We start from the raw sequence: 25,086 nt of genomic DNA on the forward strand, positions 1-25,086 counted from the left end.
TTTTTATGAGCGTCGGATCAATTTCTTTTCTAAATAAGCAACGCCTTGGTACATAATCGTAGCGAAAATGGCAATTAATAATAAGCTGAGAAGAACAAGAGTAAAGTTGAAGACTTGGAAACCATAAATAATCATATATCCAAGCCCTTTTGAAGAAACTAAAAATTCTCCTACGATGACGCCTACCCAAGATAAGCCGACATTTACTTTAAATGTGGAAATAATGGCAGGCATGGAAGCTGGAAGAATAGCTTCTTTAAAACAACGGGTTTTCGTTGCCCCGAAGCTTTTTAGTAATTTAATATAGTTTGGGTCAACTTCTTTAAAGGCTGTGTAAACGACGATGGATGTAATGATAACGGATATAATTGCTCCCATCGTTAAAATTGAGAAAAATCCTGGCCCGATTGCTACAATTAAAATAGGGCCCAGCGCTACTTTAGGCATGGCGTTTAAAATAACGAGGTAAGGATCTAATATATGTGCAAGCCTAGTTGAATACCAAAGGGCCGTTGCAAGTAAAATACCTAGTAATGTGCCTAGAATGAAGCCGAGAACCGTTTCAAATAATGTAAAACCAATATGTTCTGCCAGCGAGCCGTCGGCAAGTTTAATTAGAAATAAATTCCATACTTTAGTAGGGGAACTGAAAATTAAAGGGTCAATCCACTTTAAACGAGAAGCCAGTTCCCAGAAGCTAAAAAAGGCTAAGAACATGATCAGCTGCACGCTCAGTACTAATCGTTTTTCGCCTCGAACCTTGCGAAGGTAGCTTTCGTGAAGAGTATCTAGGGAGCTAGTGGGTTTCAAGTTGATCAAGCTCCTTCCATATGTCCATAAATAAATCGTTATAGACAGGATGCTGTCGTGCTTCAAACGGAGAAAGGGTTCGTAAAATAGAAGGAACCGTGAATGTTTTTGCAATTTTTCCCGGCTTGGCTGAGAATAAAAAGATTCGGCTGCTCATAGCAATGGCTTCGCCGATATCGTGCGTGACCAAAACAGCCGTTTTTTGATAAGTCATCAGCGTTTTGGAAACAAGTTCTTCAAGCTTGAGTTTTGTTTGAAAATCAAGTGCTGAAAAAGGTTCATCCAAGAGTAAAATAGCGGGGTCAATGGCAAGTGTTCGGACTAAAGCGACGCGTTGTCTCATGCCTCCGGATAACTGGTGTGGATATAGGTCATCTACGCCTTGTAGACCAATTTCTTTTAGGAGTAACAGTGCTTTACTCTCTGTTTTATCTGTTAGCTGTCCGCGAATTTCAAGCCCAAGTAAAATATTTTCTTTAATAGTTTTCCACGGAAACAAATAATCTTGTTGAAGCATATAACCGATGTTTGGGACTGATGTTCCGATATTTTCACCGTCTATTGTGACAGAGCCGGACGTTGGTTCAATCAAGCCTGCAATAATCGATAGAAGCGTCGTTTTTCCACATCCGCTTGGGCCGAGAAAGGAAACAAATTCTCCTTCTTCAATAGACAAATTAATATGTTCAAGTGCAGTGGTAGCAGACTTTGTCGTAAGATACATATGCTGAACATCTTGAATGTGAAGTTTTGTCATATTACTCACTCATTGCATCTTTTGCGAATTTTGTGTTGACTAGCTTGTTGTGGTCGATGTGTCTTGGAAGTTCTCCAGATTCATCCATGATTTTTTGTAAATGATCCCACTCTTTTTGATCTAATAAAGGGTTAGTTGCAAAAGATTTTTGGGATTTATAGCGGTCAATCACGGTTTTTAGCGTGTCTTTAGGTGTATCTTCAAAATACGGTGCAACCACTTCAGCAATTTCATCTGAGCTATGTGTATTCACCCATTTTTGTGCTTTGTAAATAGCTCGAGTAAATTTAGCTGCCGCTTCAGGGTTATTTTTTAAATAGCTTTCTTTGGCCATAAATGTTGTATAAGGAACTGTTCCTGATTCTTTTCCGAAGGAAGCAACGATATGTCCTTTTCCTTGTTGCTCTAAAATACTAGCCGTTGGCTCAAATAATTGAACGTAATCTCCAGTACCAGAAGCAAAAGCATTCGCAACGTTAGCAAAATCAATGTTTTGAACGAGTTTTACATCTTTTTTAGGGTCAATATTATGCTGTTTCAACACATATTCCCCTACCATTTGCGGCATACCGCCTTTACGTTGACCAAGAAACGTTTTGCCTTTAAGCTGACCCCATGAGAAGTGATCGACTTTTTTACGCGCTACTAGAAATGTTCCGTCGGTTTGGGTTAGTTGTGCAAAGTTGATGACGGGATCACTAGACCCCTGTGCATATACGTAGATTGAAGTTTCCGAGCCGACTAAGGCGACGTCGATGCCGTCAGATAAAAGTGACGTCATTGTCTTATCTCCGCCCCACGTTGTTTTTAAATCTACTTTTAGTCCTTCTTCTTCAAAAAAGCCTTTTGAAATAGCAACGTACTGGGGAGCATAAAAGATAGAGCGAGTTACTTCGCCGACACGAACCGTTTGTACAGATGTTGTTTTGCTGCAGCTAATTAGTGGAATGAGTAAAATCATAATAGCAAGCAAAGAAAAAAGCCATTTGATTGGTTTCATAAAGCAAACCTCCTTAAAAGAATAAAATATTTTATGATAATGTATGTAAAGAAGTGGAAGAAGGTGAGTGCCTATATAACTATGTGTAAAATCAAAGAAGTATTAGCCAACAATTGAAAGTACACCTTAGCGGGAGAAAGCAGGCTAGTTATATAAAGAATGGAGGAAAAAAATGAAAGATGGAACAATTCTTCATAAACAGCGTTTCCCATCATCAAACCCTCGTGTGGCGCTGTGGGTGATTACATATGCATGTCAAGGGCTTAAGATTAAAGGAATGCTCGCAGAGCCAAAAGAAAAAGGAATGTATGACGGCTTTTTATACTTAAGAGGAGGTATTAAGAACGTAGGAACGGTTCGTCCTGCTCGACTTATTCAATTTGCTTCTCAAGGTTTTATTGTGATGGCTCCGTTCTATAGGGGAAATCAAGGAGGCGAAGGAAACGAAGATTTTGCAGGAGATGATCGTTACGATGCTTTTGCTGCTTACGATTTACTGAAACAGCTCCCTAGCGTCTACCATGACCGCATTCATATTTTTGGGTTTTCAAGAGGGGGAGTGATGGCTTTACTCACAGCCATTGAAAAAAACGACAGCCGCTCTCTTGTGTTATGGGGAGGCGTCACGGATATGGTGCTGACATATGAAGAAAGAGAAGATTTAAGAAGAATGATGAAGCGGGTGATTGGAGGAACTCCTTCTAAATATCCTGAAAGATACGAATGGAGGACACCTTTGCACCGTGCTCATCTCGTCGAGCCGCCGGTCTTGCTTATTCATGGTTTAGAAGATAAAAACGTATCGATTGATCATTCCTATCAGCTCGAATCTAAACTAAAGAAGTCCAATAAAAAAGTTACCAGCTGGTATTTCGAAAACTTTCCACATGCTTTTCCACCAAAAGAAAACCGAGAAACGGTGAAGAAGTTAACGAAGTGGATGAAAGCGCAATAAAAGATATGCTACGATAGAGAAAACAAGTAGAATAACAGTGAGGAGTGAGAAAAAATGGGGATGCCGCTAGAATTAAATACAATGATTGTGACAAAAGGCAACGAAAAGCGTGTAACGGATAACATTTTTCAAATTGAGAAAAAAGGATATCGCTTGTATCCGTTAGATATTCCATTAAACATTCACAAAACGAAAACTGGAGAATGTATTGGAACTGCTATTGTGCGTAAGGTAGAAATGGAACAGGAAAAAACCATTGTCACATATGAACTGACAAAATTACATTCGACTAATTAAAAAACCGATCGTCTCTAAGACGATCGGTTTTTTATTAGACCCTAGGTCCGCCTAATGTTGAAATGTCAGATGCTACATCATTAAAACGCTTGAAATTAGCTTTGAATTTAGCAGCAAGCTCAGTTGCTTTTTGATTATAAGCTGTTGCATCGTTCCATGCTTTAGAAGGCTGAAGCACTTCATCAGGAACTCCCGGAACATGAGTTGGAATCGATAAACCAAAAATAGCGTCTGTTACTGTTTCGGTATTAGCTAGTTCTCCTTCAAGGGCTGCTTGAACCATAGCTCGAGTGTAACTTAACTTCATTCGTTCTCCCACGCCGTATTCACCGCCGGTCCATCCAGTATTTACAAGGTAGACATTTACATTATGTTCATCGATTTTCTTTCCTAGCATTTCTGCATAAGTTGTTGGAGCAAGAGGTAAGAAAGGCTCACCAAAGCATGTAGAGAAAGTAGCCTGTGGCGATGTTACGCCGCGCTCTGTTCCAGCTAACTTACTAGTGTATCCGCTCAGAAAATGGTACATCGCTTGTTCTTTTGTAAGCTTGCTGATTGGAGGCAAGACGCCGAAAGCATCGGCAGTTAAAAAGACAATAGCTGTAGGGTGCCCAGCAACGCTTGGTAATACTGTATTATCAATAGAGTCAATTGAATAAGCGGCACGAGTATTCTCTGTTAAACTATTATCATTGTAATCTGCTACTTTCGTATTTTGATTTAACACTACATTTTCCAGTACGGCGCCGAAGCGAATTGCATTGAAAATTTGCGGTTCTTTTTCTTCGGAAAGCTGAATGCACTTCGCGTAGCATCCTCCTTCAATATTAAATACACCAGAGCTTGACCAACCGTGCTCGTCATCTCCGATTAAACGACGGTTTGCATCAGCAGAAAGCGTTGTTTTACCCGTTCCAGATAAACCAAAGAATAATGCAACGTCACCTTCTTCTCCTACGTTAGCAGAACAGTGCATGGATAGAATATTGTTTTGAGGAAGCAAGAAGTTCATCACTGAGAAAATAGATTTTTTCATTTCACCAGCGTATTCAGTTCCTCCAATTAGCACAATACGTCGCTCTAACGAAAGAATAATGAAGGTTTCAGAGTTCGTCCCGTCTGTTTCAGGATCAGCTTTGAACGTTGGAGCTGCTACAATTGTAAACGGCTTCACATCATCATTTGTTTTTTGTTCGGCTGAAGGGCGAATGAATAACTGCTGAGCGAATAGGTTGTGCCATGCAAATTCATTAACTACTTGAATTGGTAACTGATACTTTTTATCAGCTCCAGCATATCCATTAAAAACAAAAAGTTCATCCTGCTTCTTTAAGTGAGTTAAGACTTTTTTGTATAGCGCATCGAATCGCTGAGCAGAAATTGGCTGATTGACAGGTCCCCATTCAACCGTTTTTGAAGACACAGCATCGCTTACAATAAATTTATCTAAAGGAGAGCGACCTGTATATTTTCCGGTTTCGACTGACACAGCACCTGTAGAAGTCAGCGTTCCTTCGCGTCGAGCTAGAATTTTTTCAACAAGTTGTGGAACAGATAATTGGTGTTTTGTTGTTTTTAATTGAAGCAAACCATTTAATTCGATAGACATATCAACAGTACTCATGTGCACTACCTTCCTTTTTTAGCTATTATTTATTCATTAATGTTTGAAATTTATAATTAGTATAACACATTTATTTAATTATTCTATACTATTTAACTAAAAATGTTTGCGTATTATAAAAAAATGTACGTTATACCTATTTCAGACACATGTATATGTGCTAGGAGCGAAAAAAGTGAAGCTGTTTTAAGTGAAAGCCTCATTTTGATCTGTCTTATTAACTAAACTTAGTGATGATTCTTAATAAGGTGTACTATTTCGTAATTTGAGTATGTTACATTAAAACAGATTCAAACATAAAGAGATGATTTCCATTTGAATGTTGTTGACAGTGAAGCGCTTTTTCATGTATTATATGTCCTTGAACGGATACTCTCTTATCCCGAGCTGGTGGAGGGACAGGCCCTATGAAACCCAGCAACCATCGTCATTTTTTTGTGTAGACGATAAGGTGCTAACCTGATGCAAGGGCACAACCTTGATCGATAAGAGTGAAAGGCTTATGTAGAATTTGATACCTTTCCTCGATACAAGGAAAGGTTTTTTTATATTTTTTAACGTGTAATGAAAATAAGGGAATGAGTACCGTATCACAATGTATCGTATTTATAAGGAGGAAAACTGATGTCAACACAACGTCGTCTGTTCACGTCAGAATCTGTTACAGAGGGACATCCCGATAAAATTTGTGACCAAATTTCTGACTCAATTCTTGATGCTATCCTAGCAAAGGATCCAAATGCTCGTGTTGCTTGTGAAACAAGCGTAACAACTGGTTTAGTTTTAGTAAGTGGTGAAATTACAACTTCTACTTACGTGGATATTCCTAAAACAGTTCGTGAAACAATTAAAGGAATTGGCTATACTCGTGCAAAATACGGTTTTGATGCTGAAACTTGTGCAGTATTAACATCTATCGACGAGCAGTCAGCTGATATCGCTGCTGGTGTAGACCAAGCGTTAGAAGCACGTGAAGGTCAAATGTCAGATGAAGAAATCGAAGCAATCGGAGCTGGAGACCAAGGGTTAATGTTTGGTTATGCATGTAACGAAACAAAAGAATTAATGCCTCTTCCAATTTCATTAGCTCATAAACTTGCTCGCCGTCTAACAGAAGTACGTAAAGAAGAAATTCTTCCTTACCTTCGCCCGGATGGTAAAACACAAGTAACAGTTGAATATGATGAAAACAACAAACCTGTTCGCATCGATACAATTGTTATTTCAACTCAGCATCACCCAGAAGTAACGTTAGAGCAAATTCAACGTAACTTAAAAGAATATGTTATTAATCCAGTTGTTCCAAACGAGTTAATTGATGAAAATACAAAGTATTTCATTAACCCAACAGGACGTTTCGTAATCGGCGGTCCTCAAGGAGATGCTGGTTTAACTGGTCGTAAAATTATCGTTGATACTTACGGCGGATATGCTCGTCACGGCGGCGGTGCATTCTCTGGTAAGGACGCAACAAAAGTAGACCGTTCAGCAGCTTATGCAGCTCGTTATGTTGCGAAAAACATTGTAGCAGCTGATCTTGCTGATAAATGTGAAGTACAACTAGCATATGCAATTGGTGTTGCACAACCAGTATCTATTTCAATTGATACATTCGGTACAGGAAAAGTTTCTGAAGAAGTACTAGTAGACGTAGTACGCAAAAACTTTGACCTACGTCCAGCAGGCATCATTAAAATGCTTGATTTACGTCGCCCAATTTATAAGCAAACAGCAGCTTACGGCCACTTTGGTCGTACGGATGTGGAGCTTCCTTGGGAGTTCACAGACAAAGCGGAAGCATTAAAAACTCAAGCTTTAGCTAAATAATAAAAAAATCTCCGTGAAAACGGAGATTTTTTTTATGCCCATTGAATACCTGCAGCAGATTTTTCTACGACACCTTCATATTCTGAAAGCAAATGCTGAAAAATGGCGTCCCATGATTGAGTAAGAGCGTATTGCCTCGCTGCATGGCCAAAGTGAAGCCGCTGATGCAAATCATCGAGTAAATCTGTAATAGCCGAACTGAATTCTTCTAAGGAGTGAGGTTTGCAAAGGTAGCCGTTTCGCCCGTGCTGAACCATCTGTTTAACTCCTCCTGCATTTGCTGCCACTACAGGAGTTCCAGAAGCAAGAGACTCCAGTACAACATTTCCGAAGGTTTCTGTTTCTGAAGGAAAAACAAACAAATCAGATGATGAATAGATATGAGCAAGTTGCTTACCTTCAAGGAAGCCTGTAAATGTCATATGCTCAGATGCTTGCTGCTGCATTTGTTCTTTTAAAGGGCCGTCTCCTACAATAACCCAGTGAATTTGATGCCGGATATGATCCGGTAGAGATCGTGCGATTTTTATTAAAAAATCAGCGTTCTTTTCTTTAGCTAATCTTCCTACATACGTTAAAATGTAGGGCTTTTTAATATTATATTTAATACGAATATCAAAGCGGTCATAGTGGGGATGAAATAATTTATGATTTACTCCTCGCGACCAAATAGCTACGTTGTGAAACCCTTGTTCTTCTAGCTGCTGTTTGGTCACTTCAGAGGGAGCGAATATTTTTTGTACAGGTTTATAAAACCATTTCATATATTTTTGCAGTGGTATACGCATTTTTTCAAGTTCATAGTGAGATAAATAATCATCAAAATTGGTATGATAAGAGCCGACAAGAGGAACACCTAATCTTTTCCCGTAATAGGAGCCGCAAAGCCCCATTGTAAAAGGAGTGGCCAAATGAATAATAGAAGGATTGAATTCCTGCAGCTGCTTTTTAATTTTTAGAACGTTTGGCAATGAAAAGCGGCTGTTTGGATAAAGAAAAAACGGCATGCTGGGCGAACGGTGAACATACGTTGAAAATGACTGATCATGAGCAAATTCAGGAGCAAATACCTGGATGGGAATTTGCTTTGATTTGACGTACTGAGTAAATTGATAAAGTGTTTTAGCAGCTCCGTTAACTTCTGGAGCAAATGTATCCGTAAATAAAGCAATTCTCATTAGTACTCCTCCTATCAATTAAGTTAAAAAGATGTTCAGTGAAACAGCACCTGAAAAGATGCCCAGTATCAGGCCTACCATGACATCCGTGGGATAGTGCAGACCGAGATAAATTCTTGAAATCCCTACCGTTACTGCAAGAGGCAAAAGAACAGCAGCGAAGGCTGGATAAACAATCATAAGAGGGGTAACCAACGAAAAAATAGCTGTTGTATGCCCAGATGGAAATGAATGATCTTTTAATGGATTTTCTAATACTTTTGTATGTTTTAATTGAATATAAGGTCGTTTTCTCGGATATAGTTTTTTAGCAATGGTCACAGGAATATGACTAACGGCTAGAGAAAACGCACAAGCGTAAGCGACGGATGAAGGATGCAGAAATAACAGCAAGCACGCTATCACAATGGTAAACGTGGCTCCGCCGGCGTGAGTGAGTAAACGTAAAAATCTATTTAAGTGCTTTCGATCAAAATGTTGGTTTACGCTTTTGAATAATCGGCATTCGGCATCGTATACATACTGAATTAACTTGGCTTTCATAGAGTCGCTCCCTTTTCAATAAATACGTCTTTATTATTCAGTTTAATCTTTAATTGTGGAGGCAGTACTAAAACGATGTAAATTAATATGGAAATTTCTTTACAATTGTGGAGAGAATAGAACATGATTGGAGAGTTTGTGGAGATACTAAAAAAATTCCCTCAGTATGACTTTCTGAGGGAACGTTTCCTTTATAATGAAGAATCAGATTTCTTAATAGACTTATAATACTGCCCTTTTTCTACATATTCTGTACGAATGCGCTGCATATCTTTTAAATCCTCTTCTGTAAGAGTGCGGATTACTTTAGCAGGTCGGCCGAGTGCGAGAGTATTAGGCGGTATTTTTTTACCGGGAGGCACTAAGCTTCCAGCACCTATAAAAGCACCTTCACCAATTTCCGCACCGTCTAAAATAATAGAACCCATGCCAATGAGCGCGCGTTTGCGGATGATGGAGCTATGTAAAATAACTTGATGTCCTACTGTTACATCATCCTCAATAAGCAAAGGAGCATTTGGGCTTTGATGGAGTGTTGATTGATCTTGTATATTTACTCGTTTACCAATAATCGTAGGTGAAACATCTCCCCTAATAACAGTGTTAAACCAAATGCTGCTTTCTTCACCAATGGTGACATCTCCAGTAATCGTGACATAGTCTGCGATGAAGCAGCTGGGTGCAATGGTAGGCATTTTTTCTTTATACGGATAAATCATCAAATCATCTCCCTTTATTAGTTGAAAAAAAGTAGTAAATCTTCTAATGTAAGTGTACAAAGGTTTTTTAAGCAGGTAAACAAAAAAAGGAAGAAGGAGTAACTCAAATGCATAAATGGGAAGCAGTAAATCCAAAAGGCGTTATTGTCATGGTCCATGGAGCAGCGGAGCATCACGGGCGCTATCGCTGGCTGATTGAGATGTGGCGTTCGGTTGGAATGCACGTAATTATGGGAGACCTTCCTGGCCAAGGCTTAACAACAAGAAGAAGAGGACATATCCTATCCTTTGATGAATATGTGTATGAAGTGGAAGAATGGGTACGTGAAGCGCAAAAATATGATTTGCCTATTTTCCTGTTAGGTCACAGTATGGGAGGACTAGCGGTTATTCGTACGCTCCAGACAAAAAACCTCCCTATATGGGGTGCGATTCTTTCCTCTCCTTGTTTAGGATTAAAAGAGCAAGTACCGGCTTATTTAGATATGCTATCTAAAGGGTTAAATAAAGTCATGCCGAACAAACTTTTCGATTTAGGTCTCACTGTTGAAAAAGCAACAAGAAACCAAGAAGTTCGAGATGAAGATGAAAATGACTCACTGTATGTTACAAAAGTTTCTGTAAGATGGTACCGGGAATTGATCCAAGCTGTCAACTTAGCTTTTAAAGATATCGATCGTTTGCCTGATGTCCCGCTTCTTGTGATGCAGGCAGGAGAAGATAAAATTATTGAAAAGCTGATTGTTAGGCAGTGGTTTGATGAAATAGAGCTAAGTGAAAAAATCTACAAAGAATGGTCTCAGCTGTATCACGAAATCTTTAATGAGCCTGAAAGAGAATACGTTTTTACATATGCGAAAAGTTTTGTCGATCTTCACATTTAATAAGTGCGGTAAGAAATTGAGGTGAAAATAAATGAAGATTCCGTCTCATCCTATTTCATTAATGAGGAAAATTTATCGAGAAGTGTTTCCTGTCGTTCATCATGAGCTTAATCATTGGCGTGAACGAGCAAAAGAGATTCCTAATAAAGAATTGCGTACTCAAGCATTGGCAAGTATCGATACAAAAACTTTTCATTGTGAAGGAGGCGGTATCCTATCGATTTTAGCGAAAGAAAACATGATTGAATGCGTGAAATTTATTGTTGCCTACCAAACAATCAGCGATTACTTAGATAACTTATGTGACCGCAGCAATTCGCTAGACCCTAAAGATTTTGCCGCCTTGCATGAATCGATGCCAGATGCGTTGACTCCTCATGCACCTCTTGGAGATTACTATCGTTTTCGAGAGGATAAAGACGACGGAGGATACTTAGCCGGACTTGTCCAGACTTGTCAGCAGTCCTTGCGAAAAGCTTGTAATTACCATATAGTCTCTTCACATTTATTAGAACTAGCTAATTATTATTGTGATTTGCAAATACATAAGCATGTTGAAATCAAGGAAAGAGTTCCACGATTAGAGAATTGGTTCGATGCTCACCGGCACAGTGTTCCTGAAATGGAGTGGTATGAATTTTCAGCGTGCTCTGGTTCAACGTTAGGAATTTTTTGTTTAGTTGCCTATAGCTTTCAAGAAGAGATGACCGAAGAAATGACGCAGAAAATAAAAGCAGGATATTTTCCTTATATTCAAGGCTTACATATTTTACTCGATTATTTAATTGACCAAGAAGAAGATAAAGCAGGAGGAGATTTGAACTTTTGTTTTTATTATCCTCATTATCAGCAAATGATGGATCGCTTTTTGCATTTTGTCGTAAAAGCGGACGAATATGCTAAAAAACTGCCCGATTATCACTTTCACTGCTTTATCTATAAAGGACTCTTGGGCGTTTATTTGTCGGATCAAAAAGTGCGGGCACAAAAACATGTTCATGTGAATGCACGTAGGTTAATAAAAGCGGGGGGAGCCCTCAGCTACTTTTTCTATATCAACGGACGCTTGTACCGAATGTTAAAAAGATAAGCCATATACGGCTTATCTTTTTTCAATAGCAATGATGAAGGGAGGGTTGTTTTGCTGATTCATGAAACGATATTGTAAAACGTGAACGTCTTTTTGATCAAGATTTTGGACATATGTTAGTAAATCGTCTCTTTCTTGTTTCCCTTGTTCGTGTCCATGATAAATAACGAGCACAATCACTCCTTCAGGTGCTAGCAAATCAAGTAACTGCTCAATTGCAGAGATTGTTGTTTCAGAAGTGGTGACAATGTCTTTATCTCCACCTGGTAAATAACCTAAATTAAAGACAGCGCCCGTGACTCGTCCTTTAATAGAACGAGGAAGCATGTTTATATTGCTGTGGCTTTCTTGGATAAGTGTTACTCTGTTTTCTACATGGTGTTCGGTCAATCGCTGCTGAGTTGCTTGAATAGCTTGAGGTTGAATATCAAATCCATATACATGACCTGTATCTCCGACTAAGTTAGCTAAGAACAATGTATCATGTCCATTTCCTGCTGTGGCATCAATCGCGACATCTCCTTCGGCCACAGCATTAGTGAGCAATGTGCGGGCAAAAGGCAGGATACGTTCTATTTTCATCTTTCCATCAACTCTTTTTCGTAATATTTTCCTTGATAGCTTTGGCGACGTTGGAGCTCTTGGTCAATGGCATTTAATACGCTCCACTTATTTACGCTCCACATCGGTCCAACCATGAGGTCTATCGGTCCATCGCCTGTAATACGATGAACAATCATCTCAGGAGGGATTACTTCGAGCTGATCGCATACAAGCTTTACGTATTCTTCAAATGAAAGAAATTCAACAAGGCCCTTTTCATACTGTTTGACCATAGGAGTTCCTTTTAGTAAATGAAGCAGATGAATCTTAATTCCTTGAACGTCTAATTTTGCTACTTCACGTACGGTTTTCATCATCATATCAGGTGTTTCTAAAGGCAAACCATTAATGATGTGAGAACAAACGCGAATACCGTGTTTTCGAAGCTTTGCTACCCCATCTACATAGCATTGATGATCGTGTGCCCGGTTAATAAGCAGTGAAGTTCGTTCATGAACAGTTTGCAGTCCAAGTTCTACCCATAGATAAGTTCGTTCATTTAATTCAGCCAAGTATTCCACCACATCGTCGGGGAGACAGTCAGGGCGCGTGGCGATAGAAAGCCCAACAACTCCGGGAAGCTTTAAGACGGCTTCATATTTTTCACGAAGCTCCTCGACAGGAGCATGAGTATTAGTAAATGCTTGAAAGTAAGCAACGTATTTTCCGTCTTTCCATTTATGATGCATTTTTTTACGGATTTCATTAAATTGTGTCACGAGGTCATCCGCTCTGTTTCCGGCAAAATCCCCTGAGCCGGCAGCACTGCAAAACGTACAGCCGCCGTGAGCTACCGTGCCGTCTCTGTTTGGACAATCAAATCCTCCATCTAAGGCTACTTTAAATACCTTATGGCCAAAGTGGTTACGTAAGTGGTAATTCCAGGTGTGATAACGTTTGTTTTCAGATTTATACGGAAATGGGTTTGTCTGACTCAAATCAGCAACCTCCTTTTTACATGCAATATACATCAACAAATTGTATCAAAAACGTGAAAAAGTGCCAAACAAATTTAAGGATGCTTATATTTAACAGGTTCTTCTTGTCGTAAAGGGAAGTAAAGTTGCGCAAAATAAGACAGAAATGAACGAATAGGAGGAATAGAGAATGACAACTCGTCAAGCAGTGGATCAACTTATGCAACAGTGTGAAGATGCTATTCGCTTTGGACAAGGTCAGTTGCAGGAAGGCATGAAGCAAGAACATTATAACGACACTGAATATACAAAAGCACAGGAAAAATTAGAAAATGCTTATAAAGAAATTGAAGAGTTTTCTCACAGTGCAAATGCACAGCAAAGAGAGCAGCTATATCGCATGCGCCTGCAAGTTCAGCAGCTGCAAAATAAATTGATCACAACTCAGCATTAAGGAGAGGATTTTATGGCAACGCGTTCAAATCAAAATAATCCGGAACAAAAAACAAAAAACGGGATCAACAGCAATGACATTGAGCTAGGAAAAGATTTTGATCCGGTAAAAGAATTAAAAGCACGAAACAGCAAGCGTGCACAGCCGGTTCGTTCGAAGCGAAAATAAGCGATAAAAAGGTGGTTTTGCATGATATTGTCATGTGGAATCACCTTTTTAAATAGTCAGCGAATTTCAAATAAATTGTCTATATGTAAAAGCATTGCGAACCCTTTAAGAAAAGACTAGAATGTACGTTGGCATTCGAATAGATAGGGGGGAGATCAATGCCCAAATCACTTTGGTTTTTGATTATTGGTATGCTTGTAAACGTAACGGGAGCTTCATTTTTATGGCCTCTCAATACAATTTATATAAATGAACATTTAGGAAAGTCGTTATCCGTCGCAGGAGTGGTTCTTATGCTGAATTCTGCGGCAAGCGTAGTAGGAAATTTGCTTGGAGGAACGCTTTTTGACAAAATCGGAGGATATAAATCCATTTTATCAGGAATTATTATTACTCTTATTGCATTAGTGGGACTCGTGTTTTTCCATGGTTGGCCTACATACGTTGTTCTCTTGGTTGTTGTAGGGTTTGGATCTGGTATTGTGTTTCCGTCTATGTATGCAATGGCAGGGTCCGTTTGGCCACAAGGCGGAAGAAAAGCATTTAATGCGATGTACGTTGCTCAAAATGCAGGAGTAGCTATTGGCGCCGCGGTAGGGGGCATTGTAGCGTCTTATTCATTTACGTATATTTTCTTAGCTAATACAATTTTATACGTTATTTTTCTGCTTATTGCTATTTTTTCATATCGTCATATTTCGGTTACCGTTGGACAAACGAATGTCCTTAATGAAGCAGGGAGCATTGGGCATAAAACGAAGCTGACTGCTCTTCTTATTTTATGTACGGGGTATGTCTTATGCTGGGTGGCGTATGTTCAGTGGCAAACAACGATTGCTACGCATACGCGTGAGCTGAATATACCTCTTTCTAGCTACAGTTTGCTTTGGACGATTAACGGGATTTTAATTGTAGTCGGTCAGCCTTTGATTGTACCCATCATTCAAAAAGTAGCAAAAACATTAAAAGTACAGGTCCTAATTGGAACGGTTATTTTTGTGGCTTCTTTTGTTATCGTGGTGAATGCTACAACATTTCCGCAGTTCTTAACAGCAATGATTGTGTTAACAATTGGAGAAATGTTCGTTTGGCCAGCCATTCCGGCTGTTGCAAGTCAGTTGGCTCCATCTGGAAAAGAAGGATTTTATCAAGGTGTAGTTAACAGCATGGCTACTGCAGGTAAAATGATTGGTCCTCTCTTTGGAGGCGTTATTTTCGATGCGTTTAATATGTCTACGCTGTGCTATTTATTAATTGCTCTATTGTTATTCAGCATGTGTACAACATGGATATACGATTATAAATTAAAAGAAAAACGTCAGCGTTCATTAACCATCTCTAAATAAATAGAGATGGTTTTATTTTTGATGGCTTAATAAACGTAGGAATGTCTTCAGTATTCCTTTAATAATATAGTAAGGGTCGTGACAAGCAAAGGAAGGAGTATATACCTGTAAAAATGTAAGCGTTTTCTGATTATATGACTTCATGGGGGGCTAAACATGCTTAGTATGATTGGATTAATTGGAGGATTATTGCTGCTCATTGTATTAACGATGAGAGGCATGAATTTATTTATAGCAGGTCCGCTCAGTGCTTTAGTTGTTGCGTTAACAAGCGGAATGCCTTTATTTCCACAGCTGGTGAAAGAAGGAGAAGCAAATTTTGTTGGAAATTACATGTCTGGTTTCACAGGATTTATTGCTTCTTGGTATTTAATGTTTCTATTGGGCGCCGTTTTTGGAAAAGTGATGGAAGACAGCGGGGCCGCTGATAGTGTTTCTCGCTGGATTGTCAGTAAACTAGGAATGAAAAGAGCAGTGTTGGCAATTGTACTTGCCTGTGCGGTCTTAACATACGGAGGAGTCAGTCTGTTTGTAGTAGCATTTTCTGTCTATCCAATGGCTTTAAGCTTATTCAAACAAGCCGATTTGCCGAGGCGGTTTATTCCTGCTGCTTTAGCATTCGGTTCCGTTACGTTTACGATGACCTCGGCTGGATCGCCTGAAATCCAAAACTGGATTCCAATTGAATATTTGAAGACTAGTCCGTATGCAGGATGGGAAGTTAGTTTAGTTGTAGCAGTAGTGATGGCTGTATTCGGCTACTGGTGGTTAAAGCGCTTGATTTCAAAAGCAGTTAAAAACGGAGAGCGTTTTATATCACGCGAGAAAGATCCAGCAGTAACGGAAAATCAGTCTCTTCCTAATCCGTTATTAAGTTTGCTTCCGCTTGTGGTCGTGCTCATTATTTCTTTTGCACTTCATAAGCCACTTCAGCAATCTGCGCTGATTGTTGCACTTTTAAGCGGGATCATTGTCACTTATATTGTGAACCGAAAGCATTTTAAAGGATTTTGGAATGCAGCTTCAGAAGGAACGCTGGGTGCGTTAATTGCTATTGGGAATACAGCTGCTGTCGTAGGTTTTGGAGGGGTTGCTAAGGCTGTTCCCGCATTTGGAGTGGCTGTAGATGCGATGACGCATATTCCAGGAAGTCCGCTGATTGGGGGAGCTATTGCCGTGAGTGTTATCGCGGGAATGACAGGTTCGGCTTCAGGAGGTCAGGCGATTGCTTTGCCAATTTTAGCCCCTCACTATCTAGATGCTGGTGTAAATCCAGAAGCTCTCCATCGCGTAGTAGCTATTTCTTCTGGAGTATTAGATTCCTTGCCTCATAATGGTTATGTCGTTACAACTATTAATTCTATTTGCGGAGAAACTCATAAAGATGCGTATGGATCAGTTGCAGCAATGACTGTGATTGTTCCGCTTGTTGGTCTTGTACTTGCGATCATCCTGTTTTCTTTTGGATTTGGCATTTAATAATAGCAGCTAAAGAAAGCAGGGACTGGGATAAAAGTATTTTAGTTGAAGGAAGATCCGAACGATGAATCGTTCGGATCTTTTCATGTTTATGGTGAACGTAGATTTCATTTGTTTAGGTGCTTCTAGCTGCGGAGTGGAGGGCAAGACAAAGACTCCTGAAATAGGTGAGACCCCGCACGAGTGTAAGCAACGAGGAGGCTCATCGGCTGCCAGCGGAAAGCGAAGTCTTGCACGGAAATCAACAGTGGTGTAACCAAGAGATTCATACTAGCGCATTTATCCTATTTGTTCGTCTTTAAATTGGCTTGATTTAATTATGTCTCAATCCCTTTTTTGTTTGGCCGTGGATGTATGTTTTTGGGAGAAGTTGTTCATATATAAGAATGAAAGAGAGGATTTAGCAACAAAGCAGTGCTGCATTGCAGAAACTTTTACAAAATCCCTTGAACAACTTGCAGTTTACGAACATATTATTTACAATACAAGGTAGTATGATGTAAAAACTATGATAAGGAATAGTAGTGAACGAAGCGAGCTAAGAGAGCTGACGGGTGGTGCGAGTCAGCAAACGAGCGTTCATGAACTCACCTTGGAGTTGTAAATGTGAAGTAAAGTAACATTTGCCGTCTATCCGCGTTAAGGAAAATGAGTGAGTACATAATTGTGCTAATTTGGGTGGTACCGCGGGAAGTTTATTCAACCTCTCGTCCCTTTGTTTGAGGGATGAGGGGTTTTTTAGTTTAATTAAATACAGCTGGAGCGTACAAGGAGGATTATGTATGGCTTTTAATCATGAAAAGATCGAACAAAAATGGCAAAAAGTTTGGGAAGAAAATAAAACATTTAAAACAACAGAAGATGAAGGAAAGCGTAAATTTTACGCATTAGATATGTTCCCTTATCCATCTGGCGCTGGTTTACACGTTGGGCATCCAGAAGGTTATACAGCAACGGATATTTTATCTCGTATGAAGCGTATGCAAGGATACAATGTACTTCATCCGATGGGATGGGATGCATTCGGATTACCTGCTGAACAGTATGCATTAGATACAGGAAACGACCCGGCTGAATTCACTGAACTTAACATTAATAATTTCCGTCGTCAAATCAAATCGTTAGGTTTCTCTTACGATTGGGAGCGAGAAATTAATACAACTGATCCAAACTACTACAAATGGACGCAGTGGATTTTCTTACAGCTATATAAAAACGGCTTAGCTTATGTGGATGAAGTAGCTGTTAACTGGTGTCCTGCTCTAGGAACAGTACTTGCAAACGAAGAAGTTATTGACGGCAAAAGTGAGCGTGGGGGACATCCGGTTGAGCGTCGTCCAATGAAGCAGTGGATGCTTAAAATCACAGCTTATGCAGATCGTTTACTAGAAGATTTAGATGAGCTTGATTGGCCAGAAAGTATTAAAGAAATGCAGCGCAACTGGATTGGCCGCTCTGAAGGAGCTCACGTGCACTTCACAATCGATGGATACGAGGACACATTTACTGTGTTTACAACGCGTCCTGACACGCTATTTGGGGCAACGTATGCCGTTTTAGCACCTGAACATCCGTTTGTAGAAAAAATTACAACAGCCGAACAAAAAGAAGCGGTAGAAGCGTATTTAGATCAAATTAAAAGCAAAAGCGATTTAGAACGTACAGACTTAGCTAAAGACAAAACTGGCGTATTCACTGGTGCTTATGCAATTAACCCTGTAAACGGCGAGAGAATGCCAATTTGGATTGCTGACTATGTTCTAATGAGCTATGGCACCGGTGCAATTATGGCTGTTCCGGCTCACGATGAGCGTGATTATGAATTTGCGGTTAAATTTGAACTGCCGATTAAAGAAGTGGTAGCCGGCGGAGACGTTTCAAAAGAAGCTTATACAGGCGACGGCGAGCACGTTAATTCAGACTTCTTAAATGGTTTAGATAAAGAAGAAGCAATTTCAAATATGATTCAGTGGCTTCAAGCAAATGAAAAAGGTGAAAAACAAGTAACATACCGTCTGCGTGACTGGTTATTCAGCCGTCAGCGCTACTGGGGTGAACCAATTCCTGTTATTCACTGGGAAGATGGCACAACAACGGCAGTTCCTGAAGATCAGCTTCCGCTTGTGTTACCAAAAACGACTGAAATCAAACCGTCAGGCACAGGTGAATCTCCGTTAGCAAACATTGATGACTGGGTGAACGTTGTAGATCCGGAAACAGGCAAAAAAGGGCGCCGAGAAACAAATACAATGCCTCAATGGGCAGGCAGCTGCTGGTATTACTTACGCTACATTGATCCAACAAACAGTGAAGCGTTAGCAGATGCAGATAAATTAAAAGAATGGTTGCCGGTTGATATTTATATCGGTGGAGCTGAACACGCTGTTCTTCACTTATTATATGCTCGTTTCTGGCATAAGTTTTTATATGATATCGGCGTAGTTCCAACAAAAGAGCCGTTCCAAAAACTGTTTAACCAAGGTATGATTCTTGGAGAAAACAACGAAAAAATGAGTAAGTCAAAAGGTAACGTTGTAAACCCAGACGAAATCGTAGAAAGCCACGGTGCAGATACGCTTCGCCTTTACGAAATGTTTATGGGACCTTTAGATGCATCAATCGCTTGGTCAACAAAAGGGCTTGATGGTGCACGCCGTTTCTTAGATCGTGTATGGCGCTTACTTGTTGACGATAACGGTGAATTAAGCAGCAAGGTTCAAGAAAGCAATGACACTACGCTTGAACGCGTGTATCACCAAACGGTGAAAAAAGTAACGGAAGATTACGAAGGCCTCCGTTTTAATACAGGTATCTCTCAGCTTATGGTATTCATCAATGATGCATACAAAGTTGACGTGCTGCCAAAGCAATACGTAGAAGGATTTGTGAAGCTATTAGCACCAATTTGTCCTCATACGACTGAGGAATTATGGAGCAAACTAGGTCACGAAGATACAATTTCGTATGAGGCTTGGCCTGCGTTTGACGAAGCGAAACTTGTAGATGATGAAGTGGAAATTGTCGTTCAAATTAACGGTAAAGTACGTGCAAAAGTTAATGTACCTGCTGAGGCATCTCGTGAAGAGCTTCAAGATATTGCAATGGCTAATGAAGATGTTCAAGAGTTCATTGAAGGTAAGACAGTGCGCAAAGTGATTGCTGTGCCTGGTAAATTAGTAAACATCGTAGCTAATTAAGTATTGATGTAGAAAAGAACCCCTGACTAAAGAGCAGTCAGGGGTTCTCTTCTAGACCGAAGCGCCTGATGTCCGCCTTTCGGGTTTGACATCAGACGCTTAGTCAAACCTTTAACTACGATTGGAAAAGCTCAGGCAGGCTGCTGCTTAAGCTTTTCTTATTTAGTGGCATAAAGGTATTTGAATTTGCTACAATAGCGATAGCAAGCTGAATGAAAGAATAGAGAGGAATGACGAAGATGGAAGAAGTAAAAGTAATTACGCCTGAGGAACTTCAAAAACGCGTTGAAAATGGAGAAGAACTTCATTTAGTTGATGTGCGTGAAGATGAAGAAGTAGCAGAAGGAATGATTCCAACGGCTAAACACATTCGTATGAATGATATTCCAGCTAGTGTGGATCATTTCGATAAAGACAAAGAATATATTTTCATTTGCCGTTCGGGCCGCCGCAGTGAAAACGTATGTTACTACCTTCAAGAACAAGGATATAAAGTAACAAATATGGTTGGCGGTATGTTAGAGTGGGAAGGAAAAACGGTTAATAAATAAAAAAGAGGCTGGGACAAAAGTATCTTAGCTGAAGTGAAAAATGAACCATTGATCAACATGTTTGATTAGTGGTTCATTTTTTTTGTTATGGTGAACATAGGTTTTATTTGTTTCGTTCCTTCTAGCAGTTGATTTCCTTGCAAGACTCCTACGGAAAGCGAAGTCTTGCAAGGAAATCGACTCCCGTGTTACAAGCGGTTCAGCTCATGTATCCCATTTGTTCGCCTTTAGATTGGATTCATTTCGTTCCTCTTTTTTGAATGAAACTTCTGCCATCCGACTAAAATGATAGCAAGAAAACAAATGATGACTAAATCTATAAAAGCCCTCATAAAAATAGAAGTAGTAAGAGATTGAAAATCCGTACAAAAACCATCATCAAGAGAAACAGTCCATTCTGATTGAAACAAATTTGATAGGACAAGGTGGTAGAAGCTGTGATACAAGTGAAAATGTTTGATAAAGAGCATGAAAAAGATTTAGAATTTGCGGTGAATCGATTTTTACGGAAATTAGAGGATGAAGACGTCGTTGATATTAAATACCAGGTGACAGTGGATGTTGATCGTGATGAGCAGGTGTACTGTTTTTCAGCCATGGTTATGTATAAAGCCTAGCATATTATGCTAGGCTTGTTGCAAATTCTCCTGCATTACTCCCCGCCAAACGGCCTGTTACAAGAGCGGAAGTGATATTGTATCCTCCAGTGTATCCATGGATATCAAGAATTTCCCCGCAGAAGTAAAGGCCTTGCATAAATTTCGAAGACATTTCTTTTGGGTGAATTTCTTTAACAGATACGCCGCCTCCTGTGACGAATGCTTTTTCTAAAGAAAGCGTGCCGTTTACAGCAAATTCAAATCGTTTGCACAGTTTTGCAAATTCTCTCAGTTTCTCATGCTGAAGCTGTCCTGCTAGCGCTTGGCTATCAATGCCTGCCTGCTCGAGTAAAAACAATAGATAGCGTTCAGATACAAAACCTTTTAAGACATTTTTAATTGCTTTTTTCGGCTCTTCTTTTGTTGTTTTGACTAATTGCTGAAAAATATCTTCTTCGTTTTGGCTAGGAAATAAATCAAGAGACATTTGAACAGTGTTGCTTTTTTGTTTCTTTAACTCTTTAACAACATATTGGCTGCAGCGAAGAGCGGCAGGGCCAGAGATGCCAAAGTGAGTGAAAATCATATCCATTTGATGAGTAATGACAGGCTTGCCTTTTTTATTTAGCACGCTTAGTCCTACATTGCGAAGCGATAGACCTTGAAGCGTTTTGGTTTTAACAAAGTGTTCGCTAGATGTAATAGGAACTTCTGTTGGGTAAAGCTCAGTAATTTTATGCCCCGCATCTTTTGCCCATTGATAACCGTCTCCTGTCGAACCTGTATGAGGTACTGATTTTCCACCTACTGCAATCACAACGCTTTTCGTTTGGATTGCTTCCCCGTTTTGAAGCACAACTTCTTTCACGGTGCTGTTCTCATAGTTTACGCGTTTAACGGCTGTGTTTGTGCGAATCGTCACACGAAGACGGTGAAGTTCGCTAATTAATGCGTCAACAACAGATTGCGCTTTATTGCTGACCGGAAACATACGTCCGTGATCTTCTTCTTTTAATTTAATTCCAAGGCCTTCAAAATAAGAGATGATATCTTCGTTATTAAAAACAGAAAACGCACTGTATAAAAAGCGGCCGTTTCCTGGAATGTGTTTAATAAGTTCATCAATGGGAAGACGGTTTGTCACATTACAGCGTCCGCCTCCAGAAATGGCAAGCTTTCGTCCAAGTTTATTGCCTTTATCAATTAATAATACGTTTGCACCTGACTCACCAGCTGCAATCGATGCCATCAAACCAGAAGGTCCTCCTCCGATTACGACTACATCATATATCATACTTTCACCAACCTGTCTATTCTTAAAAAATTTTAGTTTGTTCACTGACAAATCTCTCAACATTGGATAAAATGGGCTATAGTCTTTGTTTTTTAGTTTGTTGACGAGTGCGAGTGAGTATAAGACCTTTCTTAGTGTATACTGTCACTTGCTTCTTTTCAATTCTATCATTATTATCAGTATGTAACATTAAGTATCGGAGGCAAACGTATGTCTGATTCAAAATTGTTAAGAGGGACCTTTGTGCTGACGCTTGGCACCTATGTATCCCGAATCTTGGGAATGATTTATTTATTTCCATTTGCGATCCTTGTTGGAACCGTAGGGGGAGCACTGTTTGGTTACGGATATAACCAATATGCTATTTATTTAAGTATTGCTACAGCCGGTATGCCAATGGCCGTATCGAAATTTGTATCAAAATATAATGCACTCGGTGATTACTATACGAGTAGAAGAATGTACCGGGCCGGCATGAAATTAATGCTTGTCACAGGAATACTTGCATTTTTACTTTTATATTCGTTAGCTCCTGTTATGTCTAGAATTACACTGGGAGGTTCTGATTTAAATAACTCCTTAGAAGATGTAGTAATGGTTATGCGAATGGTTAGTGTTGCGTTAATTGTAGTACCGATGATGAGTTTAATGCGAGGATTTTTCCAAGGTCACCAGTCTATGGGACCAACAGCTGTTTCACAAGTAGTTGAACAGCTTGTGCGGGTTGTCTTTTTATTGGCCTCTACCTATATCGTCATCAAAGTTGTCCATGGAAGTCTTGCATTAGCCGTTGGATTTGCTACGATGGGGGCTTTTGTAGGGGCTCTTGCTGGACTGGCTGTATTAATTTGGTACTGGAAAAAACGAAAGCCTTATCTTGATAAAATGGTGAACGAGCAGACGGTAACGCCTACGCGTATTTCTACCGTATCCATTTTTAAAGAGCTGCTTACGTATTCATTGCCATATGTCTTTGTCAGCTTGGCTATTCCACTTTATCAGTATGTGGACCAATTCACATTTAATCGTGCAATGGTAGCGGCTGGACAAAAAGAAATAGCAGAGTCAATGAACGGAATTGTTCAGTCTTATGTTCCAAAGCTTGTCATGATTCCCGTTTCATTAGCTACGGCGTTCGGTTTGACTCTTGTACCAACGATTACACGTTCCTTTGTGAATAAAGATTATAACGTACTGCAAAAGCAAATTGATCAAACATATCAAACGATTATGTTTCTTGTACTGCCAGCATCTGTAGGATTAATGGCTTTAGCTGGCCCAGCCTATACGTTTTTCTTTGGAACAGATGCATCGGATGCGGGTGGAAATGTCTTACTTTACTATGCACCGGTAGCTTTATTGTTCTCATTTTTTACGGTTAATGGAGCTATTTTACAAGGAATCAACAAACAAAAATATGCTGTTTTAAGTCTATTATTTGGATTGATTGTGAAAATTGTCGTGAACGTTCCATTTATTCTTATGTTCCACGAGATTGGTTCAGTTTTAGCGACAGCACTAGGCTATATCGTATCTCTTGTTTATATGTTTGCGCTTATTCAAAAACACGCAAAATATAACTACAGTGAGTTTATAAAACGATCTGTGCTTATTCTCATTTTTGTTGCGATTATGGGAATCAGCGTAAAAATTGTTGCAGCAGTGATTGGTCTGTTTACAACGCCAGGACGATTCTCTGCCACTGTTATTACGATTATAGGAGCAGCAGTAGGCGGCCTTATTTACTTTATTATTACCTATCGTTCAAGCCTGCTTGAAAAAGTAATGGGAGCGAGGGTAACAGGTGCAATTGAAAGAAAGATACTGCGCCGAAATAAACAGCGCAGTGCCTAAGAAGATGACTCGTTAGAGTCATCTTCTTTTCAAAAAAGAGGAGGATATTACATGCGTTTGGATAAATTGCTTTCTACCATTGGGTACGGAAGCCGAAAAGAAGTTAAAGGTCTTTTAAAGACTGGAGCTGTTAAGGTAGACGGTACAGCAGTTAAAGATGCTAAGGTCCACGTTAATCCAGATGAACAAGAAATAACTGTGCATGGCGAAGCCGTTTCTTACCGAGAATTTGTTTACTTTATGCTTCATAAGCCGCAAGGCGTCATATCAGCAACAGAAGATTCTCTTCATGAAACAGTTTTGGACTTGCTTGAACTTGACGATGCTGTGTATGACCCATTTCCGGTAGGGCGTTTAGATAAAGATACAGAAGGGCTCTTGCTCCTGACGAATGACGGTCAGCTTGCACATCAGCTTCTATCTCCTAAAAAGCACGTTCCTAAAACGTATTTTGCAAAAATTAATGCACCGGTGACTGAAGAAGATGCTGAAGCATTTAGACAAGGTGTCACTCTTGATGATGGATATGTAACAAAATCAGCAGAGTTAAAGATACTAACAAGCGGTGTGGAATCAGAAATTGAATTAACGATCGTTGAAGGGAAATTTCATCAAGTGAAGCGTATGTTTGAAGCAAGAGGAAAAAAAGTAACGTATTTAAAACGTTTATCTATGGGAGCTTTGCTATTAGACGAGTCGTTAGATTTAGGAGAGTATAGGGAGTTAACGGCAGAGGAACTAGCTTTATTGCAAAAATCAAATGCCTAAGAAGAGGCGAAAGAAAAAGGAACCTAAGTCTAAAATGGTTCCTTTTTTTGTCCACTTTGTCAGACAAGTGAAACATTTCACGTTAAAGCACTTAAACGAGTACCAACTCTGCTTGACGTGCAAATGGAGCGGGGGACTATGCACTCGTCCAAGTCTTGACTTTCTACTGCGT

General features: G+C 39.7%; 25 protein-coding genes, 1 riboswitch and 1 other annotated feature. Of the genes, 15 read left to right on the forward strand and 10 right to left on the reverse strand.

From position 1 onward, the window contains the following. Positions 1 to 3 precede the first annotated feature (3 nt). The 3 genes from ACFX4E_RS00170 to ACFX4E_RS00180 are packed head-to-tail and all read right to left on the reverse strand — an operon-like array spanning position 4 to position 2,567. Positions 4 to 810 carry an ABC transporter permease gene (locus tag ACFX4E_RS00170; RefSeq protein ID WP_060747087.1) on the reverse strand — a complete coding sequence of 269 codons (807 nt, stop codon included), beginning with the start codon at positions 808 to 810 and terminating at the stop codon, positions 4 to 6. Next, complete coding sequence (locus ACFX4E_RS00175; protein WP_025750714.1) at positions 797 to 1,567, reverse strand: ABC transporter ATP-binding protein; 771 nt, start codon at positions 1,565 to 1,567, stop codon at positions 797 to 799. Before ACFX4E_RS00175 ends, ACFX4E_RS00170 begins: the two co-directional genes overlap by 14 nt. Before the next feature lies 1 nt (position 1,568). Beyond that, a complete protein-coding gene (locus tag ACFX4E_RS00180) occupies positions 1,569 to 2,567 on the reverse strand; it encodes an ABC transporter substrate-binding protein (protein WP_377238717.1) in 999 nt (332 codons plus the stop codon). 172 nt (positions 2,568 to 2,739) lie between these two features. Between ACFX4E_RS00180 and ACFX4E_RS00185 the strand changes: the two genes are divergently transcribed. Further along, positions 2,740 to 3,522, forward strand: coding sequence for an alpha/beta hydrolase family protein (locus ACFX4E_RS00185; protein ID WP_252123921.1), 783 nt, complete (start codon positions 2,740 to 2,742; stop codon positions 3,520 to 3,522). 54 nt (positions 3,523 to 3,576) lie between these two features. Further along, entirely contained in the window at positions 3,577 to 3,819 is a 243-nt protein-coding gene (locus ACFX4E_RS00190) for a DUF2584 domain-containing protein (RefSeq protein WP_028410471.1), read from the forward strand. 34 nt (positions 3,820 to 3,853) lie between these two features. Here the strand turns inward: ACFX4E_RS00190 and pckA are convergent, their stop codons facing one another. Continuing rightward, positions 3,854 to 5,443: a phosphoenolpyruvate carboxykinase (ATP) gene (gene pckA / locus ACFX4E_RS00195; RefSeq protein ID WP_028411848.1), complete on the reverse strand. Its 1,590-nt coding sequence runs from the start codon at positions 5,441 to 5,443 to the stop codon at positions 3,854 to 3,856. 374 nt (positions 5,444 to 5,817) lie between these two features. Beyond that, a riboswitch (SAM riboswitch) is annotated at positions 5,818 to 5,935 on the forward strand. A gap of 132 nt (positions 5,936 to 6,067) precedes the next feature. On the opposite strand from pckA, the gene metK reads away from it, so the two are divergent. Then, entirely contained in the window at positions 6,068 to 7,270 is a 1,203-nt protein-coding gene (metK, locus tag ACFX4E_RS00200) for a methionine adenosyltransferase (protein ID WP_013059536.1), read from the forward strand. Between the two features lie 32 nt (positions 7,271 to 7,302). On the opposite strand, the gene ACFX4E_RS00205 is transcribed toward metK, so the two are convergent. From ACFX4E_RS00205 to ACFX4E_RS00215, 3 genes are all read right to left on the reverse strand, one after another. Further along, positions 7,303 to 8,448: a glycosyltransferase family 4 protein gene (locus ACFX4E_RS00205; RefSeq protein WP_377238718.1), complete on the reverse strand. Its 1,146-nt coding sequence runs from the start codon at positions 8,446 to 8,448 to the stop codon at positions 7,303 to 7,305. Positions 8,449 to 8,466: 18 nt separating this feature from the next. Continuing rightward, complete coding sequence (locus ACFX4E_RS00210) at positions 8,467 to 8,991, reverse strand: phosphatase PAP2 family protein (RefSeq protein WP_251568904.1); 525 nt, start codon at positions 8,989 to 8,991, stop codon at positions 8,467 to 8,469. Between the two features lie 191 nt (positions 8,992 to 9,182). Next, complete coding sequence (locus ACFX4E_RS00215; protein ID WP_014457969.1) at positions 9,183 to 9,710, reverse strand: gamma carbonic anhydrase; 528 nt, start codon at positions 9,708 to 9,710, stop codon at positions 9,183 to 9,185. 107 nt (positions 9,711 to 9,817) lie between these two features. Between ACFX4E_RS00215 and ACFX4E_RS00220 the strand changes: the two genes are divergently transcribed. Both ACFX4E_RS00220 and ACFX4E_RS00225 read left to right on the forward strand, forming a co-directional pair. Continuing rightward, a complete protein-coding gene (locus tag ACFX4E_RS00220; RefSeq protein ID WP_013059532.1) occupies positions 9,818 to 10,594 on the forward strand; it encodes an alpha/beta fold hydrolase in 777 nt (258 codons plus the stop codon). 31 nt (positions 10,595 to 10,625) lie between these two features. Further along, complete coding sequence (locus tag ACFX4E_RS00225; protein ID WP_098331534.1) at positions 10,626 to 11,684, forward strand: tetraprenyl-beta-curcumene synthase family protein; 1,059 nt, start codon at positions 10,626 to 10,628, stop codon at positions 11,682 to 11,684. Between the two features lie 12 nt (positions 11,685 to 11,696). On the opposite strand, the gene mnmM is transcribed toward ACFX4E_RS00225, so the two are convergent. Beyond that, a complete protein-coding gene (mnmM, locus tag ACFX4E_RS00230; protein ID WP_028410475.1) occupies positions 11,697 to 12,266 on the reverse strand; it encodes a tRNA 5-(aminomethyl)-2-thiouridylate-methyltransferase MnmM in 570 nt (189 codons plus the stop codon). After that, complete coding sequence (mnmL, locus tag ACFX4E_RS00235) at positions 12,263 to 13,225, reverse strand: tRNA modification radical SAM protein MnmL/YtqA (RefSeq protein ID WP_028410476.1); 963 nt, start codon at positions 13,223 to 13,225, stop codon at positions 12,263 to 12,265. Before mnmL ends, mnmM begins: the two co-directional genes overlap by 4 nt. Positions 13,226 to 13,394: 169 nt before the next feature. Here mnmL and ACFX4E_RS00240 point away from each other — a divergent pair, with 169 nt between their 5' ends. From ACFX4E_RS00240 to ACFX4E_RS00275, 8 genes are all read left to right on the forward strand, one after another. After that, on the forward strand, positions 13,395 to 13,658 hold the full coding sequence (locus ACFX4E_RS00240; RefSeq protein ID WP_013059528.1) for a YtzC family protein: 264 nt from the start codon (positions 13,395 to 13,397) through the stop codon (positions 13,656 to 13,658). A 12-nt stretch (positions 13,659 to 13,670) separates the two neighbouring features. Then, positions 13,671 to 13,826, forward strand: a complete 156-nt coding sequence (locus tag ACFX4E_RS00245; RefSeq protein WP_028410477.1) for a hypothetical protein — start codon at positions 13,671 to 13,673, stop codon at positions 13,824 to 13,826. 158 nt (positions 13,827 to 13,984) lie between these two features. Next, on the forward strand, positions 13,985 to 15,172 hold the full coding sequence (locus ACFX4E_RS00250) for an MDR family MFS transporter (protein ID WP_060747093.1): 1,188 nt from the start codon (positions 13,985 to 13,987) through the stop codon (positions 15,170 to 15,172). Between the two features lie 156 nt (positions 15,173 to 15,328). Then, the gene (locus ACFX4E_RS00255; protein WP_028411840.1) at positions 15,329 to 16,651 is read left to right on the forward strand and encodes a GntP family permease; all 1,323 of its coding nucleotides are present in this window, start codon (positions 15,329 to 15,331) and stop codon (positions 16,649 to 16,651) included. A gap of 64 nt (positions 16,652 to 16,715) precedes the next feature. Next, a complete protein-coding gene (locus ACFX4E_RS00260; protein WP_377238739.1) occupies positions 16,716 to 16,907 on the forward strand; it encodes a hypothetical protein in 192 nt (63 codons plus the stop codon). Positions 16,908 to 17,150: 243 nt separating this feature from the next. Beyond that, positions 17,151 to 17,369: a binding site (T-box leader), on the forward strand. Positions 17,370 to 17,433: 64 nt separating this feature from the next. Further along, entirely contained in the window at positions 17,434 to 19,848 is a 2,415-nt protein-coding gene (gene leuS, locus ACFX4E_RS00265) for a leucine--tRNA ligase (protein WP_028410481.1), read from the forward strand. A 239-nt stretch (positions 19,849 to 20,087) separates the two neighbouring features. Then, positions 20,088 to 20,399, forward strand: a complete 312-nt coding sequence (locus tag ACFX4E_RS00270) for a rhodanese-like domain-containing protein (protein ID WP_028410482.1) — start codon at positions 20,088 to 20,090, stop codon at positions 20,397 to 20,399. 437 nt (positions 20,400 to 20,836) lie between these two features. Beyond that, positions 20,837 to 21,016, forward strand: a complete 180-nt coding sequence (locus ACFX4E_RS00275) for a sporulation protein Cse60 (RefSeq protein ID WP_013059521.1) — start codon at positions 20,837 to 20,839, stop codon at positions 21,014 to 21,016. 4 nt (positions 21,017 to 21,020) lie between these two features. Here the strand turns inward: ACFX4E_RS00275 and ACFX4E_RS00280 are convergent, their stop codons facing one another. Then, entirely contained in the window at positions 21,021 to 22,292 is a 1,272-nt protein-coding gene (locus ACFX4E_RS00280) for a BaiN/RdsA family NAD(P)/FAD-dependent oxidoreductase (protein ID WP_377238721.1), read from the reverse strand. A 210-nt stretch (positions 22,293 to 22,502) separates the two neighbouring features. On the opposite strand from ACFX4E_RS00280, the gene ACFX4E_RS00285 reads away from it, so the two are divergent. Then, a complete protein-coding gene (locus tag ACFX4E_RS00285; RefSeq protein ID WP_013085248.1) occupies positions 22,503 to 24,146 on the forward strand; it encodes a putative polysaccharide biosynthesis protein in 1,644 nt (547 codons plus the stop codon). A 51-nt stretch (positions 24,147 to 24,197) separates the two neighbouring features. Then, positions 24,198 to 24,914, forward strand: a complete 717-nt coding sequence (locus ACFX4E_RS00290) for a pseudouridine synthase (protein WP_098790492.1) — start codon at positions 24,198 to 24,200, stop codon at positions 24,912 to 24,914. Positions 24,915 to 25,086 lie beyond the last annotated feature (172 nt).

The organism is Priestia sp. YIM B13491, from assembly GCF_042787605.1.
GTDB classification, from domain to species: domain Bacteria; phylum Bacillota; class Bacilli; order Bacillales; family Bacillaceae_H; genus Priestia; species Priestia megaterium_E.

Bases quoted from the DNA above. Each gene is read 5' to 3' on its own strand.
- ACFX4E_RS00175 (WP_025750714.1), bottom strand. From the start codon at position 1,567: ATGACAAAACTTCACATTCAAGATGTTCAGCATATGTATCTTACGACA.
- ACFX4E_RS00180 (WP_377238717.1), bottom strand. From the start codon at position 2,567: ATGAAACCAATCAAATGGCTTTTTTCTTTGCTTGCTATTATGATTTTA.
- ACFX4E_RS00185 (WP_252123921.1), top strand. From the start codon at position 2,740: ATGAAAGATGGAACAATTCTTCATAAACAGCGTTTCCCATCATCAAAC.
- ACFX4E_RS00190 (WP_028410471.1), top strand. From the start codon at position 3,577: ATGGGGATGCCGCTAGAATTAAATACAATGATTGTGACAAAAGGCAAC.
- pckA (WP_028411848.1), bottom strand. From the start codon at position 5,443: ATGAGTACTGTTGATATGTCTATCGAATTAAATGGTTTGCTTCAATTA.
- metK (WP_013059536.1), top strand. From the start codon at position 6,068: ATGTCAACACAACGTCGTCTGTTCACGTCAGAATCTGTTACAGAGGGA.
- ACFX4E_RS00205 (WP_377238718.1), bottom strand. From the start codon at position 8,448: ATGAGAATTGCTTTATTTACGGATACATTTGCTCCAGAAGTTAACGGA.
- ACFX4E_RS00210 (WP_251568904.1), bottom strand. From the start codon at position 8,991: ATGAAAGCCAAGTTAATTCAGTATGTATACGATGCCGAATGCCGATTA.
- ACFX4E_RS00215 (WP_014457969.1), bottom strand. From the start codon at position 9,710: ATGATTTATCCGTATAAAGAAAAAATGCCTACCATTGCACCCAGCTGC.
- ACFX4E_RS00220 (WP_013059532.1), top strand. From the start codon at position 9,818: ATGCATAAATGGGAAGCAGTAAATCCAAAAGGCGTTATTGTCATGGTC.
- ACFX4E_RS00225 (WP_098331534.1), top strand. From the start codon at position 10,626: ATGAAGATTCCGTCTCATCCTATTTCATTAATGAGGAAAATTTATCGA.
- mnmM (WP_028410475.1), bottom strand. From the start codon at position 12,266: ATGAAAATAGAACGTATCCTGCCTTTTGCCCGCACATTGCTCACTAAT.
- ACFX4E_RS00240 (WP_013059528.1), top strand. From the start codon at position 13,395: ATGACAACTCGTCAAGCAGTGGATCAACTTATGCAACAGTGTGAAGAT.
- ACFX4E_RS00245 (WP_028410477.1), top strand. From the start codon at position 13,671: ATGGCAACGCGTTCAAATCAAAATAATCCGGAACAAAAAACAAAAAAC.
- ACFX4E_RS00250 (WP_060747093.1), top strand. From the start codon at position 13,985: ATGCCCAAATCACTTTGGTTTTTGATTATTGGTATGCTTGTAAACGTA.
- ACFX4E_RS00255 (WP_028411840.1), top strand. From the start codon at position 15,329: ATGCTTAGTATGATTGGATTAATTGGAGGATTATTGCTGCTCATTGTA.
- ACFX4E_RS00260 (WP_377238739.1), top strand. From the start codon at position 16,716: ATGAATCGTTCGGATCTTTTCATGTTTATGGTGAACGTAGATTTCATT.
- leuS (WP_028410481.1), top strand. From the start codon at position 17,434: ATGGCTTTTAATCATGAAAAGATCGAACAAAAATGGCAAAAAGTTTGG.
- ACFX4E_RS00270 (WP_028410482.1), top strand. From the start codon at position 20,088: ATGGAAGAAGTAAAAGTAATTACGCCTGAGGAACTTCAAAAACGCGTT.
- ACFX4E_RS00280 (WP_377238721.1), bottom strand. From the start codon at position 22,292: ATGATATATGATGTAGTCGTAATCGGAGGAGGACCTTCTGGTTTGATG.
- ACFX4E_RS00285 (WP_013085248.1), top strand. From the start codon at position 22,503: ATGTCTGATTCAAAATTGTTAAGAGGGACCTTTGTGCTGACGCTTGGC.
- ACFX4E_RS00290 (WP_098790492.1), top strand. From the start codon at position 24,198: ATGCGTTTGGATAAATTGCTTTCTACCATTGGGTACGGAAGCCGAAAA.